The sequence below is a fragment of the Caenispirillum bisanense genome, from assembly GCF_900230255.1.
Taxonomy (GTDB): domain Bacteria; phylum Pseudomonadota; class Alphaproteobacteria; order Rhodospirillales; family Rhodospirillaceae; genus Caenispirillum; species Caenispirillum bisanense_A.
Genome location: NZ_OCNJ01000006.1, coordinates 14672 through 28284 on the forward strand (window position 1 = coordinate 14672; position 13613 = coordinate 28284).

Here is a 13613-nt window from a genome sequence, read left to right on the forward strand (position 1 = left end):
TTCTTTGGCTTCATTGTCGTAAGGTATAATCACGGCATGAGCCTATTTCCCGACATCATCCCCGATACCCCACAGGATCGCCGCAGCGTCGCCCGCTCTGTGCCTGCTGATCGTGACGTGCCGCGCTACCACGACATGCTCGCAGGCGTGACCACGGTAGGCCAGATGTTCGGCCGGCGCAGCGACGGCGCGGTCTACGTCAAGTCGTTCACCAAAGGCTCCATCGACTACCACACGTCGCGGGTAGATATGTGGCGCACGGTACTGGACCAGCCGTGGCAGGTATTGGGCGATGCCCCCATGCCCGAGGCGACATCCTACGTGCGCCGCTGCGTTCGCGTGATCCGCGCCGCCGTCAAAGCTGCAAAGGAGCATGGGACGCTGCTGTCTGTGCCGGTGAGGGTGAAGGAGATCACCCACCGGGGTTCCGCGCTGTGCGTCGTCGAAACCGCCCTCATCAAAGACAAGCGGCAGGCGCGGAGGCTGGAGTCCATCATCGAGGTTGCCTTGCGCCGCGCGTGGCTCCACTCCCGTAGTGTCATCTACACCCTGCCACAGATGGTCACGCCCGAGGAATGGCAGGCGCTACGCGATGAGCACGGCGAGCAGGAGGGCTTGCGGCGGGCGATGATCCTTTCAGACAAGCGGATCACAGCGCAGTTGCGACGGGCGAAGAAATAGTAAAGCCGGGGTGTACTAGACCCCGGCTTAGTTATGCTCTTCCTCTGAGCGTGCGCCTGCTATTTGGCAGCCCGTGTAGGATAATAACCGCACCGTCTCTACACAAAATAAAGCCGGGGCTGATTAGACCCCGGCTTTACTGCCATACTCTCAGCGGCTACCGAAGTAACCGCCTGAAAGCAATCTACGCTCTTAGGCCCAATCACACTACGGCAGAAGCGCCCGCTTCTACAAACAAAACACCCCACCGGCCTTACCGATGGGGTGTTTGTCTCGCCGCGTGCGGTGGCTTACTACCGCGTGCAGGATCATGGTACGGGCGGCAGTGGATGGGGTGGAAATTCGGTTGACCAGCGTTGTTGCTTTGGTAAAGTTCTTGGCAATGGGGTGCCTATCTTGACGCGCTATCTCATTGAAAATGCACGATTCTCCTTCCGGCGTATCCCCTCCTGCAGGGCGCGCCAAATTTTTTCCGCCATACCAGAGACTTCCTCCATACCTCGTGCGTTTGCTCCCGAACGGGGGCCGTGTCCGCGCGGCGGCGGCCCCCGGGGGGCTTGTACCGGGGGATGAGGATGCTGCGTTTCAGGAAGGCCGACGGCGCGGATCGGGGGCGGTCCATCTATTCTTTCGACACCGACGACAGCCCGCGCTACGCCGTCAAGCGCTGGCTCGCGCTCTTCGCCATCGGGGTGGTGCTGCTCGGCGTGATCGGGCATGTCTCGTACGTCCGCGAGACCACCTTCCAGAGCGCCCGCTCGCAGGGCCTCATCGCCGCCAATCTGTTGTCGCAGAACTCGGCCCGCCTGTTCGACATGGCGGAATACCTGGCGGTGGACCTGGACGGCCGCATCGGCGGCCGCGGCTGGGACGCCATCGCCGTCGACCGCGAGCTGTGGGAGGCGTCGGCGCGCGCGGTGGCGCGGTTTCCCTACGTCAGTGCGGCGTCGCTGTTCGACACCACGGGCGACCTGCGGTTCACCACCCTCGCCCATCCCGCGCCGTCCTTCTCCGCCCGCGACCGCGACTACTTTCGCGCCCACCTGGTGAGCAATGCGCCGGCGCAGGCCGAGAGCATCGTCAGCCGGCCGCTGTGGGGTACGGTCGGCAACCGCCCGATCTTCTTCGTCAGCCGCGGCCTGAAGGGACCGGACGGCAGTCTGATCGGCGTGATCGGCGTGTCGCTGCGGACCGACTACTTCAAGGACTTCCTCGAAACCTTCCAGCTGCCGTTCCACCCGACCCTGCAGCTGGTGCGCCAGAAAGACGGCACCATCCTCGCCCGCGAACCCGGCGAGCCGCTGTCCGACGTGGAGCGCGTGGGCGAGAAGGTCCGCGCCAGCCTGGCGAGCGGGCGGCTGAGTCAGTCGCTGGAGACCGACACCGCGATCGTCACGGTCCAGCGACTGCCGCAATGGCCGGTCTATGCGGTGGTGTCCTTCGACCGCGCCGCAGTGGACGCGGCGTGGAAGGCGGCGGTGGTCGACTTCGTCGTCATCGGTGCCGTCGCCATCGCCGCCCTCATCGCGCTGGCCGCCCTGGCGCCGGGCCGGCGGCTCGAGCCCTGACGGCCGGCCGCAAGCGTCACGTCACGGCCGCCAGAAGGGCTTCGCCGCCTCCCGCTCCACATGCGACCGGCTGAGGCCGATGTCGGACAGGGCGCGGTCCGACAGCCGGCGCAGTTCCGCCCGCGCCCGCGCCCTGTGGGTCCATTCCGCCAGTCGCACCAGCAGCGCCGACGCCAGGGCCGGCCGGCGGGCAAGGCTCTCCCGTTCGGGTCCGGCCGCCGCGTGGCGGGCCGGAACCGTGCAGTTCCGCGTGGTCATGGTCTTGTCTCCGTATCGGATCAGGATGTCCGTGACCCCACGGTGGCGCAGCCGCAGCTTGCGCGCAAACGAGGCTTTCTCGTAGGGTGGCTAAGGAAAACTTAGCCTCGGAGCCGACCGATGGTGCGCCGCCTGCCGCCGCTCAATGCCCTGCGCGCCTTCGAGGCGGCCGCACGGCTCGGGTCGTTCACGGCGGCGGCGGAGGAACTGGCGGTGACGCCGGCCGCCGTCAGCCATCAGGTGAAGGGGCTGGAGGACTACCTCGGCCTGCCGCTGTTCGAGCGCCTGCCGCGCGGCATCCGCCTCACCGATGCCGGGCGGGCCTATCTGCCGCAACTGACCTTCGGGTTCAACCACCTGGCGCGGGCCTCGGCGGCGCTGGCGGCCGGCGAGGCCCGCGGCGTGCTGACGGTGAGCGTGCTGCCGTCGCTGCTGCGCCGCTGGCTGCTGCCGCGCCTCGGCGACTTCCGGCGGCGGCACCCCGGCGTCTCCTTGCGCTTCAGCATGACGAGCGTCTACGCCCGCTTCTCGGAAGGCGAGGCCGACATCGGCCTGCGCTACGGCTCGGGCGAGTATGCGGGGCTGCAGGCGGTGCGGCTGCTGGACGAGGTCGTGTTCCCGGTCGCCAGTCCGAGCCTCACCACCGGTCCGCAGGCGCTGCGCCAGTGGGCAGACATGCGGCGCGCCGACCTGATCCACCAGTTCGTGACCAGCGTTCCCGACCCGTGGATCCAGTGGCGCCCGTGGCTGCTGGCGCACGACCTGCCCGAGGTGGACACCGAGGGCGGGCTCGCCTTCGACGACGCCTCGGCGGCCATGCAGGCGGCGCAGGACGGGCTCGGCGTGGCCCTCGGCCGCGGGGTGCTGGTGGCAGACGACGTGCGCAGCGGCCGGCTCGTGCCGCTGTTCGACGAGGTGCGCCGGGCCGACTTCGCCTACTGGGTCGTCGGGCCGCGGGCGTCCTTCGACCTGCCCAAGGTGGCAGTCTTCGTGGACTGGCTGCGCGAGATGGCGGATACGACCCCGTCCGCCGATGCGATCCTCTGACCGCATCGGGCCGTTTCTCGGGCACGACCTCACGCTTCGAGGAGACGCGCCATGAGCAAGGACTACCACTCCCACGTCACCACCGACCACGAGACCATCCGGAAGTGGGCGGAAAGCCGCAACGGCAAGCCCGCCGCCGTGGAGGAAACCCACCACGGCAAGGACGCCGGCATCCTGCGCATCCTATTCACCGAGGACGCCGACCGCGGCGGGCTGGAAGAGGTGCCGTGGGACGAGTTCTTCCGTACCTTCGACGACCGCAACCTGGCCTTCCTCTACCAGGAAGCCACCAAGGGCGGCGGCGAGCCGAGCCGTTTCCACAAGTTCGTGGATCGTGACAAGCACGACGAGGGCTGAGTGGCGGCGCGGGCCGCCGCCTCAGGCGGCTTCGAGCAGGCTCACCATGCGGCTGAGTTCGGCGTCGGGCTGGTCTTCCAGGGCCAGCAGGGCCCGGTAAGGGTCGCCGGACAGGCCGAGCAGACGGCAGAAGGCGGGTTCCGTCTTCTCGCCGTCCTCCTTCAGGGCCTGCACCGCCTCGCGCAGGGGCTCGCCGCCCAGGCGCAGCAGGCGGCGCTGGACGACGTAGTGCCGGTAGGCGGTCTGGCGCACCGTGGGGCGGTCCTGGCCCCACACCTCGACGGGGTAGCACGACGTTTCCATGCGCGCGATCACCGCTTCCGGCTCGTCGCGCGCGGCGTCGGCGGCGCGGCGCCACAGGGTAAAGTCTTCGCGGTGGCCGAACGTGCCGTGCAGAAGGGTGGCGAAGCCGTCCAGGTCGCGGACCTCGCAGACGACGTCGATGTCGCTGTCGGCGGTGTGGATCTCGAGCGGTATGGTCCCGACGATGCGGGGCCGGAACTCCTTGAGGGCCCGGCGCAGGCCCAGAGCATCCATCACGCGGTGGCAGTCGTTCAGCGCGGTCCCGTGACCGGGCGTCGCGGCAGCGGCCTTGGTCATGGTCATCCCTCGTAACGTTTCGGTCGATCCGAACGGGCGGTTTCTTGTTGTGATGTTCAAATACGCACGGGGCACCCGGTGTGGATGCATCGGGTGCCCCGTATTCTTCGATGCTTCTTGAAGGCTACTGCCGGTCGGCCTTCATTCCAAGCTTTTCCATCAGCGCCAAGTCCTTGTTTTCTTCCGGGTTTTCCGTCGTAAGCAGACGGTCGCCGTAGAAGATGGAGTTGGCGCCGGCGAAGAAGGCGAGCGCCTGCGCCTCGTCGGACAGGCCGCTGCGGCCGGCCGACAGGCGCACGCGCGCCTTCGGCATGCAGATGCGGGCGACGGCGATGGTGCGCACCCACTCCAGCACGTCCAGCTGGGCCTTCTGATTGCCGAACGGCGTGCCGGCGATGGGCACCAGCATGTTGATGGGCACGCTCTCGGGGTAGGGCTCGAGGTTGGCGAGCGCCTCCAGCAGGCCGGCGCGGTCGCTGCGGCTCTCGCCCATGCCGATGATGCCGCCGGAGCAGACGTTCATGCCGGCCGCCCGCACGGTCGCCAGGGTGTCGAGGCGGTCCTGGAAGCTGCGCGTCGTCACCACTTCCTCGTAATACTCGGGCGAGGTGTCGAGGTTGTGGTTGTAGTAGTCGAGGCCGGCCTCCTTCAGGCGCGCCGCCTGGGTGGGCGTCAGCATGCCGAGCGTCATGCAGGTCTGCAGGCCCATGCCCTTGACGTCGGAGACGATGTCGCACAGGGCGTCGAGGTCGCGGTCCTTCAGCTCGCGCCAGGCGGCGCCCATGCAGAAGCGGCCCGCACCGGCGTCCTTGGCGACCTGGGCCTTGTCCAGAATCTCCTGCTTCAGCATGAGCTTGCTGGCCTTGACGCCGGTGGAGAACTCGGCCGACTGCGAGCAGTACTTGCAGTTTTCCGCGCAGCCGCCGGTCTTGATGTTCAGCAGCGTCGACAGCTGGATGCGGTTGGGGTCGAAGTTGCGGCGGTGGACCTCGTGCGCCTTGGCGAGCAGGTCCATGAACGGCAGCTCGAACAGGGCGAGGATGCCCTCGCGGCTCCACCGCCTGGCGTTGGCCTCACCCTTGGCTTCGGGCGCGGGCCCGCAGCAGGAGTCGGTGGTGGGGGGAAGGGTCGCGGCGTCGGTCATGCGGGCGGACTCCGGGGGAAAGTCGGTCAGGAGAGGGACGAGAGGGCACGGCTGATACCCTCCCACGCGCGGGTCAGTTGGGCGTCGGTGACGCAGTAGGGCGGCAACAGGTAGACCACGTTGCCGAGCGGACGGATGAGCAGGCCGTCGCGGGCGAAGCTCTCCTTCAGGCGCGGCCCGACGGCGGAGGCGTAGCCGCCCTCGCCCGCCGCCACCGGCACGTCGAAGGCGGCGATGGTGCCCTGCACGCGCGGCCGCGTCACCAGCGGATGGCCGCCGAGGTCGGCCAGGGCGGCGCGGTGGAAGGCCTCGATGCGGGCGCGGGCCTGGGTGCAGTCGTCGGCGAGCAGCAGGTCGAGGCTCGCCAGCGCCGCCGCACAGCCGAGGGGGTTGGCGGTGAAGGAATGGCCGTGCAGGAAGGCGCGGTCCAGGCTGTCGCCCAGGAAGGCGTCGTGGATGGCGGTGGTGGTCACCGTCAGCGACATGGGCAGGAAGCCGGCCGTCAGCCCCTTGGACAGACAGATGAAGTCGGGCGCGACGCCAGCGCCGAGGCAGGCGAACAGGGCGCCGGTGCGGCCGAAGCCGGTCATCACCTCGTCGAAGATCACCAGCACGCCGTGGGCCCGCAGGCGCTCCACCACCGCCCGCAGGAACTCCGGCCGGTGCATGCGCATGCCGGATGCGCCCTGCACCAGCGGCTCGACGATGGCGGCGGCCGTGTGGCGGCCATTGGCCTCCAGGTGGCGGTCGAGGGCGGCCAGGGCCTCGGCCTCGCGTGCCTCCACCTCGGCATCGCCCATCCAGGTCGCCGGCACCGGCAGGATGTCCACCGGGAACAGCATCTCCTGCCAGGCCTCGAAGAACTTGCTGGAGACGCCGGCCGACATGGCGCCGACGGTGTCGCCGTGATAGCCGCCGTCGAAGGCGAGGAAGCGGGTGCGGTCCGTCTCGCCGCGGTTGCGGAAGACCTGCAGCGCCGCCTTGAGTGCCACTTCCACGGCCGTCGAGCCGTTGTCGGAGAAGAACACCTTGTCGAGCCCGCCGGGCAGGATCTGCGCCAGCCGCGCCGACAGCCGCACCGCCGGCTCGTGGGTGAAGCCGGCGAAGATCACCTGCTCCAGCCGCCGCGCCTGATCGGCGATGGCGTCGGCGATGGCGGGATGGGCATGGCCGTGTAGGTTGACCCACCACGACGAGATGAGGTCGAGGATCTCGCGGCCACCCTCCTCCACCAGCACGGCGCCGTTGGCCGAAACCACCGGCAGTGGCTCGGGCGCCGTCTGCGCCTGGGTGAAGGGGTGCCAGACGTGGGCACGGTCGAGGCGAAGAAGCTCCTCGCGGGTCATCGGGTCAGCGGCTCCAGGGTCAGCAGGCGGGAAAACTCGGCGACGGCATCGGGCGTCAGCGGCTCGACGCGCGGCAGCTCGCCGAGGATGACGGCGCCGCCGTAGCGTTCGATGGCGGCGCGGTTGCGCGGGTTGGGCGGACCCATCAGGACGACGCCGGCGCAGCGGAGGTCGCGGCGGGCGAGCGCCTCCAGGGTCAGCAGGGTGTGGTTGATGGTGCCGAGGCCGGAGCGCGCCACCACCACCACCGGCAGGCCGAGCTGCGCCATGAGGTCGGCCATGGTCGCGCGCTCGGTCAGCGGCACCAGCAGGCCGCCGGCGCCCTCCACCACCACCGGCCGCTCGCGCCGCGGCAGGGTGAGGGCGGCGAGGTCGAGGGTCGCCCCTTCCTCCGCCGCCGCCTGATCGGGGCTGAGCGGCGCCCGGTAGGAGAAGACCGTCGGCACGATGCGGTCGGGCGTCAGGCCGGCCAGCGCGGCGACGGTGCCGGCATCCCCCTTCGGCAGGTCGTCGGTGCCGCTCTGCACGGGCTTCCAGTAGTCGGCGCCGAGGGCGCGAACGAGCGCGGCCGAGGCCACCGTCTTGCCCACGTCGGTATCGGTCCCGGTGACGAAAATCCCTTTCATCACAGCCCCTTCTGCCGCATTCCGAAGAGCACGTGATAGGTCGTGTAGACCTGCCCGTCGGCCTGTTCCAGGTGGCGCAGCACGCGGCGCAGCTCGCCGGCCGACAGCGGCGCCTGGTCGGCGGCGCGGGTGTGGGCGCCGATGGACTTCAGGTCGCGCAGGAAGCCGTGGCCCGACGGGCTGGCGATCACCGGCGCCATCTCCTCCACCGTCGCGCCCGAACCCAGCATGTCGGCGAGGTCGTCGGCGTCGGGATACGGGCGCTGGTAGGGCGAGACGCCGGCGCCGCGGCAGGCGTCGTGCCATTCCCGGAAGGTGTCGCAGCCGAGGGTCGCCAGCGCCAGCCAGCCGCCCGGGCGCACGCACGCGAACAGGCGGTCGAGCGCGCCCTCCAGGTCGGTGAACCACTGGGCGGCGAGGCTGGTGCAGACGAGGTCGAAGCGCTCGGCCGGCGCGTCGGGATGCTCGCCGTCCATGACGTGCGTCGACACGCCCGGCAGGCGGCGGGCGGCGCAGGCCTCCACCATGCCCGGGGCGATGTCGGTCGCCAGGATGCGCGGCTCCGGCAGGCGGTCGGCGAGGCTTTGGGTCAGGAAGCCGGTGCCGCAGCCGACCTCCAGCACGCGCGCCTGCGACGGCAGCGGCAGGGCGGAGATGCGGACCGCCAGATCCTCGGCCACCAGCCGCTGGACGCGGGCGGCGGCGTCATAGGTTCCGGCCGCGGCGTCGAAGCGCGCCGCGACCCGCTGTTTCCAGCTACTCATGGGATGGAAGGGCCTCCCGGATGAAGGCGGCGACGGCCGCCGGGTCGGTCAGGGGCAGCAGATGACCCCCGCCGAGCGCATGAACGTTCGAGAAGCCGGCGCGGGCCATGGCGAGCGGCACGATGGGATCGGCCTCCCCCGCCAGCGCCGCCGTGTCGGCCGGAACGGGCCGCCCGTCGCCCGTCGACAGCAGATCGAGCCCCCACGCCAGCCGCGCCGCATCGGGCGCGCGCTGCGTCGGCCCGGCACCGCAGCGGACGCGGAAGGCGTCGAGCACTCCCGCGGGATCGTCGGCAAGGCGTGCGGCCATGCGCTGAACCATGCGCGGCGGCGTACCTTCGGGGAAATCGGCGGCGGCCGTGAAGCGCGGGAAGCCGTTGACGGACGCCAGCCGCCGCCAGCGGCCCCGCCCCTCGGTCAGCAGCCACAGCACGCCCATGGAATGGCCGACGGCGAGATCCACGGGCTCCGCCGGCAGCGCCAGGTCCGGCGGACCGAAGAAGCCGAGGTCGAGGGCGCGCACGCTCAGCCCGTCGAGCCGCGGCCGCACGGCGTCCCAGACGCCGGCGTCGAAGCCCCAGCCGTGCACCAGCAGCACCGTCGACGTCATGGTGCCAGCGCCTCCAGAAGGCGGTCGATGCCGGCGTCCGTATGGGCGGCGGAAAGGGCGAGGCGCAGGCGGCTGCCGCCGGCCGGCACGGTCGGCGGGCGGATGGCGACGGCGAGCAGGCCGGCCTCCTCCAGGCGCGCCGCGGCGGCCAGGGCCGCCCGCTCGTCCCCCAGCACCGCCGGGACGATCTGCGTGGTCGAGGCGCCGGTGTCTATGCCGTAGTCCGCCAGCGCCGCCCGCACCCGCCCGCCATGGGCGGTAAGGCGCGCCCGCTCCGCCTCCAGGGTCGGCACCAGGTCGAGGGCGGCGTCGATGGCGCCCAGCACGGGCGGCGGCAGGGCGGTGGAATAGATGAAGCCGGCGCAGCGGTTGACCAGCCAGTCGCGCAGCCGCGCCGAGCACGCCACATAGGCGCCGAAGCCGCCGAGCGCCTTGCCGAAGGTGCCCATCACCAGGTCGATGCGCCCCTTCACCGCCGGATCGGCGGCGAGCCCCCGCCCCTGCGGCCCCAGCACGCCGGTGGCGTGGGCCTCGTCGACGTAGAGGAAGCAGCCGAAGCGCTCCGCCAGATCGCAGAGGGCCGGCAGGTCGGCGCGGTCGCCGTCCATGCTGAACACGGTTTCGGTCACGATGAAGCGCGGACCGGGCTCGCCGGCGTGCTTCTCCAGAAGATCAGCCAGATGCTGCAAGTCGTTGTGGCGGAAGCGGATCTGCCGCACGCCGGCGGCCTTCAGCCCCTCGTGCATGCTGGCGTGCGCGAGGCGGTCGGCGAAGACCAGCGGTGCGGTGCCCGCCACCTCGGGCAGCAGCAGTGCACTCAGCACGGCCTCGTTGGCCTGGAAGCCGGAATTGAGGATCAGCGCCGCCTCGGTGCCCTTGAAGGCCGCCAGCTTTGCCTCCAGCACGGCATGCAGCTCGAAGGAGCCGCACACCAGCCGCGAGGCCGTCGCGCCCACGCCCCACTCGGCCGCCCAGGCGGCGGCGCGGTCGATGAGCGCCGGGTGGCAGGCGAGGCCCAGGTAGTCGTTGGAGGAGAAGTTGACCAGCCGCCGCCCGTCGCGTTCCACCGCCATGGCGCCGTCCACGGGGCGCAGCGGCCGCAGGCTGCGGCGGCGGCCCGCGTCGTCCAGCTCGGCGAGCCGGGCATCGAGGCGATCGAGGAAGGCGGTGTCCATGATCTCGACGGCAGTTGTTCGGCCGGGGCTCCAGTCGGGGGCGACGATTAGCAGCACCGCCCCCGCACCGCAAGGCCGACGAAACCTGCCGGCGGTGAGCTTTCGCTATGCCTCGGCGGGCGGCGGCGGCGGTTCCATGCGCACGGTGACGGGCTCGCGCATCTTTATGTCGCGATGCGGGTAGGGGATGCCGATCCCATGCTCCTTCAGCAGATCCCACAGGGCGAGCAGCACCTGCCCCTTTACGTTCACCACCCCGTTGGGCGCATCGCACACCCAGAAGCGCAGCACGAAGGCGAGGCCGTTGTCGCCGAACTCCGCCAGGTGGCAGACGGGCACCGGCTTTTCCACCACGCGCGGCGGCTTGCGGGCCGCCTGCACGCCCAGCTCGCGCACCAGATGCGGGTCGGCGTCGTAGCTGACGGTGAACTCCACCTCCAGCCGCACCAGGTCGTCGCTGTGCGACCAGTTGACGACGCGGTTGGTGATGAAATCCTCGTTGGGAATGAGGATCTCCTTGCGGTCGCGCGTGATGAGCGACACGAAGCGCGCCTGCATGGCATCCACCCAGCCGAAGGTGCCCTCCACCTCGATCACGTCGCCGGGCTTCACGCTGCGGTCCATGAGCAGGACCACGCCGGACACCAGATTGGCGACCACCCGCTGCAGCCCGATGCCGATGCCGAGGCCGAGGCCACCGCCGAACACCGCCAGCGCCGTCATGTCGACGCCGATGGCGTTGAGCGCCAGCAGGATCGCGAGCCCGACGAGGGTGAAGCGCAGCAGCTTGCCGATGAGCACGCGGATGGACGGGCTGATGTCGGCCACGGCCTGCATGCGGCGGTCGGCGACCTTCACCAGCAGCGCCGCCCCCCACAGCAGCGCCGCCAGCCACAGCGCCCCCTGCACCACCAGCAGCGCCGACAGCCGCACCGATCCCACCTGCACCGCCACGGCGTCCAGCACGTTCACCGTCGGCTCGTAGAGGTTGGTGATGTCGAGCGCGGCGATGCTCCACACCACCAGGGCCGCCGTGCGGCGGGCGAGCCGGTTCTGCAGGATCGAGGTGGCGACCCGGATGACCACCCAGGCGGTCAGCAGGCTCGACAGGATGCCGAGCAGCCGGGCATAGTCCAACGGGCCGTAGAAGGTGAGGGCCCGCCCTGCCACCGTCACCAGGACGAGGAAGATCACCAGCCGCAGTTCCTTGGTCAGCGTCCACACCACCCGCTGCAACGGCCGCATGGTCTTCAGCCGCACCACCCAGCGCTGGGCGATGGGGCGCAGGCGCCGGGCGATCAGGGTGGCGAGGCCGAACAGCAGCAGGGCCAGCACCGTCTGGGCCGCCACCGGCGCGACGAAGACATAGAGCTGCACCCATTCCAGCCCGTCGCGCGCGGCATCGATCCAACCGCGCCAGTCGGGCAGCGGCAGGTCGTCGAGCGGCGTGTCTACTGGTGCGGCCACGGGGAACTTCCGGATAAGCTGCGCGGGACGCTCAGTCCTTCAACGGCTGAGGGAACCCGTTGGTCTCACGTGTTTTGTGCCGCGGTTTCTGTCATAATCGGAGAACGGCAGCCTCACCCGATCGTTTAGTGCCTGCCCGTAACGCAGGAAGGTGCGTCATGCCGCTTTCGATTTCGATCCCGACCGTTTCGCTCGCCGCCCTGCTGGCAGCCCTGGCCGTGGCGCCGGCCGCGGCCGACACCACCGCCGCGCAGACGGCCGCACCCGCCGTGCCGGCCATGGAGACGCCGCTGGTGTCGCCCAACTCGGGCGTGGTCAGCCTGGCCCTGACCGGCGTCGATCCGGCGCTGCGGGCCTTCTATTCGGCGCGGCTCGACGCCCCGGTGTGGCACAGCGGCGAGACCTGGGTGGCCGAAGCGGCGCCCTTGCTGGCGGTGCTGGCGGCCGCGGCCGACCACGGGCTCGATCCGGCCGACTACCTGCCCCTGCCGCCGGCGGCGGTGCTGACGGCGGCGCCGTCCGACCAGTTCGACGTGGCACTGACGGACGCCCTGCTGCGCTACGTCGCCGACGTCACCGGCGGCCGCATTGCGCCCGAGTCGCGCCCCGGGCACCGCTATCCCCACGGCGTGCCGCAGCGCGAAGCCACGGCCGCGGGGCTGCTCGCCCAGGCGCTGGCGGCACCCGACCCGGCGGCGGCGCTCGCCGCCCTGCAGCCGGCCGATCCGTCGTACGGTCGCCTCAAGAGCCTGCTGGCGGACCTGCGCCGGCAGAAGGCGGCGACCGGCGGCTGGCCCGTCATCCCCGCCGGCCCGAGCGTGCGCGAGGGCGACGGGGATCCGCGCCTGGCGCTGATGCAGGCCTCCCTCGTGCTGCACGGCGACCTCGACCCGGCGCAGGCGCAGCGCTCGCCGACGGTGCACGACGACGCCCTGGTGGCGGCGCTGAAGCGCTTCCAGGCCCGCCACGGCATCACGGTGGACGGCATCCTCGGCGGCGACACGGTGAAGACCCTCAACACCTCCCTCGACGAGCGCATCACCCAGGTGGTCGCCAACCTGGAGCGCCTGCGGTGGGACCCGCCGCTGCCGCGCACCGGCAAGGTGATCGAGGTGAACGTCCCGGAATACCGCCTGACGGCCTATGACGACGGCGCGCCGGCGCTCGACATGCGGGTGGTGGTCGGCACCGACGACAACCGCACGCCGCTGTTCACCGACTACATGGACGACGTGGTGCTGAACCCGACGTGGACGGTGCCCTACTCCATCGCCCGCGAGGAGATCCTGCCCAAACTGCGGGCCGATCCGGCCTACACCATCGGCCAGAACATGGACATCTTCGCCAGCTGGAGCCACAGCGCGCCCGTGGTCGACCCGTGGTCGGTGGACTGGTTGGCCGTCAATGGCCGCAACATGCCCTACCGCTTCGTGGAGCGGGCGGGGCCGGGCAATGCGCTGGGCCGGGTGCGGTTCTCGCTCAACAACGATTTCGCCATCTACCTGCACGACACCCCGGCGAAGAGCAAATTCGACCGGCCGCACCGCGCCTACAGCCACGGCTGCGTGCGCGTCGGCGACTACGACGCGCTGCTCGGCTTCGTCGCCGGCGACCAGGCCGACCGCCTGCGCGGGCTGCTCGACACCGGGCGCACCATGACCATGAAACTGCCGCGGAACGTGGACGTGCGCATCGTCTACCACAGTGCCTGGGTGGACGAGCTGGGCACCGCCCATTTCCGCCGCGACGTCTACGGACTCGACCCGGAAGTGGCGCAACGGTTGCGGGAGGGCAGCCGGGGGTTGATCGCGCTGAAGCGGCAGGATGTCGGGCTCAAGTAAAAAAACACCGAAAAAGGCAGATTCCGGCCACATTGTTTCCTTGATCGGAAGACTCTGTCACACCTACCATGTGGATCCACGGAAGCCGGACGACGAAAGAGCCGGCTCCGTGATTCGTGAGAGACAGAG

At 70.4% G+C, this 13613-nt stretch carries 14 protein-coding genes; 5 read left to right on the forward strand and 9 right to left on the reverse strand.

Annotated features, from left to right (window positions below; translation table 11 throughout):
* Nucleotides 1-36 precede the first annotated feature (36 nt).
* Together CRP50_RS13995 and CRP50_RS14000 are read left to right on the forward strand one after the other, a co-directional pair.
* Entirely contained in the window at nucleotides 37-681 is a 645-nt protein-coding gene (locus tag CRP50_RS13995; RefSeq protein WP_097279808.1) for a hypothetical protein, read from the forward strand.
* A 575-nt stretch (nucleotides 682-1256) separates the two neighbouring features.
* A complete protein-coding gene (locus CRP50_RS14000; protein WP_176525172.1) occupies nucleotides 1257-2249 on the forward strand; it encodes a hypothetical protein in 993 nt (330 codons plus the stop codon).
* Between the two features lie 21 nt (nucleotides 2250-2270).
* Here CRP50_RS14000 and CRP50_RS14005 read toward each other — a convergent pair whose 3' ends face one another.
* On the reverse strand, nucleotides 2271-2507 hold the full coding sequence (locus CRP50_RS14005) for a DUF1127 domain-containing protein (RefSeq protein WP_097279810.1): 237 nt from the start codon (nucleotides 2505-2507) through the stop codon (nucleotides 2271-2273).
* A 120-nt stretch (nucleotides 2508-2627) separates the two neighbouring features.
* Between CRP50_RS14005 and gcvA the strand changes: the two genes are divergently transcribed.
* The gene (gcvA, locus tag CRP50_RS14010; RefSeq protein ID WP_097279811.1) at nucleotides 2628-3554 is read left to right on the forward strand and encodes a transcriptional regulator GcvA; all 927 of its coding nucleotides are present in this window, start codon (nucleotides 2628-2630) and stop codon (nucleotides 3552-3554) included.
* 51 nt (nucleotides 3555-3605) lie between these two features.
* Nucleotides 3606-3911 (forward strand): hypothetical protein, encoded by a 306-nt coding sequence (locus CRP50_RS14015; protein WP_097279812.1) that lies wholly within the window; start codon nucleotides 3606-3608, stop codon nucleotides 3909-3911.
* Between the two features lie 21 nt (nucleotides 3912-3932).
* On the opposite strand, the gene CRP50_RS14020 is transcribed toward CRP50_RS14015, so the two are convergent.
* The 8 genes from CRP50_RS14020 to CRP50_RS14050 form a co-directional block, all read right to left on the reverse strand.
* The gene (locus CRP50_RS14020; protein ID WP_176525173.1) at nucleotides 3933-4511 is read right to left on the reverse strand and encodes a DUF4269 domain-containing protein; all 579 of its coding nucleotides are present in this window, start codon (nucleotides 4509-4511) and stop codon (nucleotides 3933-3935) included.
* A gap of 124 nt (nucleotides 4512-4635) precedes the next feature.
* Nucleotides 4636-5655, reverse strand: a complete 1020-nt coding sequence (gene bioB / locus CRP50_RS14025; protein WP_097279814.1) for a biotin synthase BioB — start codon at nucleotides 5653-5655, stop codon at nucleotides 4636-4638.
* 26 nt (nucleotides 5656-5681) lie between these two features.
* Nucleotides 5682-7001 carry an adenosylmethionine--8-amino-7-oxononanoate transaminase gene (gene bioA / locus CRP50_RS14030; protein WP_097279815.1) on the reverse strand — a complete coding sequence of 440 codons (1320 nt, stop codon included), beginning with the start codon at nucleotides 6999-7001 and terminating at the stop codon, nucleotides 5682-5684.
* Nucleotides 6998-7627 carry a dethiobiotin synthase gene (gene bioD, locus CRP50_RS25595; RefSeq protein WP_176525174.1) on the reverse strand — a complete coding sequence of 210 codons (630 nt, stop codon included), beginning with the start codon at nucleotides 7625-7627 and terminating at the stop codon, nucleotides 6998-7000. Before bioD ends, bioA begins: the two co-directional genes overlap by 4 nt.
* Complete coding sequence (locus CRP50_RS25600; RefSeq protein WP_176525175.1) at nucleotides 7627-8391, reverse strand: methyltransferase domain-containing protein; 765 nt, start codon at nucleotides 8389-8391, stop codon at nucleotides 7627-7629. The genes bioD and CRP50_RS25600 overlap by 1 nt, the downstream gene beginning before the upstream one ends.
* The gene (locus CRP50_RS14040) at nucleotides 8384-9001 is read right to left on the reverse strand and encodes an alpha/beta fold hydrolase (protein WP_097279816.1); all 618 of its coding nucleotides are present in this window, start codon (nucleotides 8999-9001) and stop codon (nucleotides 8384-8386) included. The genes CRP50_RS25600 and CRP50_RS14040 overlap by 8 nt, the downstream gene beginning before the upstream one ends.
* A complete protein-coding gene (gene bioF / locus CRP50_RS14045) occupies nucleotides 8998-10233 on the reverse strand; it encodes an 8-amino-7-oxononanoate synthase (protein WP_416045210.1) in 1236 nt (411 codons plus the stop codon). The genes CRP50_RS14040 and bioF overlap by 4 nt, the downstream gene beginning before the upstream one ends.
* A 48-nt stretch (nucleotides 10234-10281) precedes the next feature.
* Nucleotides 10282-11643 (reverse strand): mechanosensitive ion channel family protein, encoded by a 1362-nt coding sequence (locus tag CRP50_RS14050; protein ID WP_097279818.1) that lies wholly within the window; start codon nucleotides 11641-11643, stop codon nucleotides 10282-10284.
* A gap of 158 nt (nucleotides 11644-11801) precedes the next feature.
* Between CRP50_RS14050 and CRP50_RS14055 the strand changes: the two genes are divergently transcribed.
* Nucleotides 11802-13484: a L,D-transpeptidase family protein gene (locus CRP50_RS14055; RefSeq protein WP_097279819.1), complete on the forward strand. Its 1683-nt coding sequence runs from the start codon at nucleotides 11802-11804 to the stop codon at nucleotides 13482-13484.
* The last annotated feature ends 129 nt before the right edge of the window (nucleotides 13485-13613 follow it).

Coding starts and splice junctions, on each gene's coding strand:
- CRP50_RS13995 (WP_097279808.1), top strand. CDS start 37: ATGAGCCTATTTCCCGACATCATCCCCGATACCCCACAGGATCGCCGC.
- CRP50_RS14055 (WP_097279819.1), top strand. CDS start 11,802: ATGCCGCTTTCGATTTCGATCCCGACCGTTTCGCTCGCCGCCCTGCTG.
- gcvA (WP_097279811.1), top strand. CDS start 2,628: ATGGTGCGCCGCCTGCCGCCGCTCAATGCCCTGCGCGCCTTCGAGGCG.
- CRP50_RS14020 (WP_176525173.1), bottom strand. CDS start 4,511: ATGACCAAGGCCGCTGCCGCGACGCCCGGTCACGGGACCGCGCTGAAC.
- bioA (WP_097279815.1), bottom strand. CDS start 7,001: ATGACCCGCGAGGAGCTTCTTCGCCTCGACCGTGCCCACGTCTGGCAC.
- CRP50_RS25600 (WP_176525175.1), bottom strand. CDS start 8,391: ATGAGTAGCTGGAAACAGCGGGTCGCGGCGCGCTTCGACGCCGCGGCC.
- CRP50_RS14005 (WP_097279810.1), bottom strand. CDS start 2,507: ATGACCACGCGGAACTGCACGGTTCCGGCCCGCCACGCGGCGGCCGGA.
- CRP50_RS14015 (WP_097279812.1), top strand. CDS start 3,606: ATGAGCAAGGACTACCACTCCCACGTCACCACCGACCACGAGACCATC.
- CRP50_RS14040 (WP_097279816.1), bottom strand. CDS start 9,001: ATGACGTCGACGGTGCTGCTGGTGCACGGCTGGGGCTTCGACGCCGGC.
- bioD (WP_176525174.1), bottom strand. CDS start 7,627: ATGAAAGGGATTTTCGTCACCGGGACCGATACCGACGTGGGCAAGACG.
- bioB (WP_097279814.1), bottom strand. CDS start 5,655: ATGACCGACGCCGCGACCCTTCCCCCCACCACCGACTCCTGCTGCGGG.
- CRP50_RS14000 (WP_176525172.1), top strand. CDS start 1,257: ATGCTGCGTTTCAGGAAGGCCGACGGCGCGGATCGGGGGCGGTCCATC.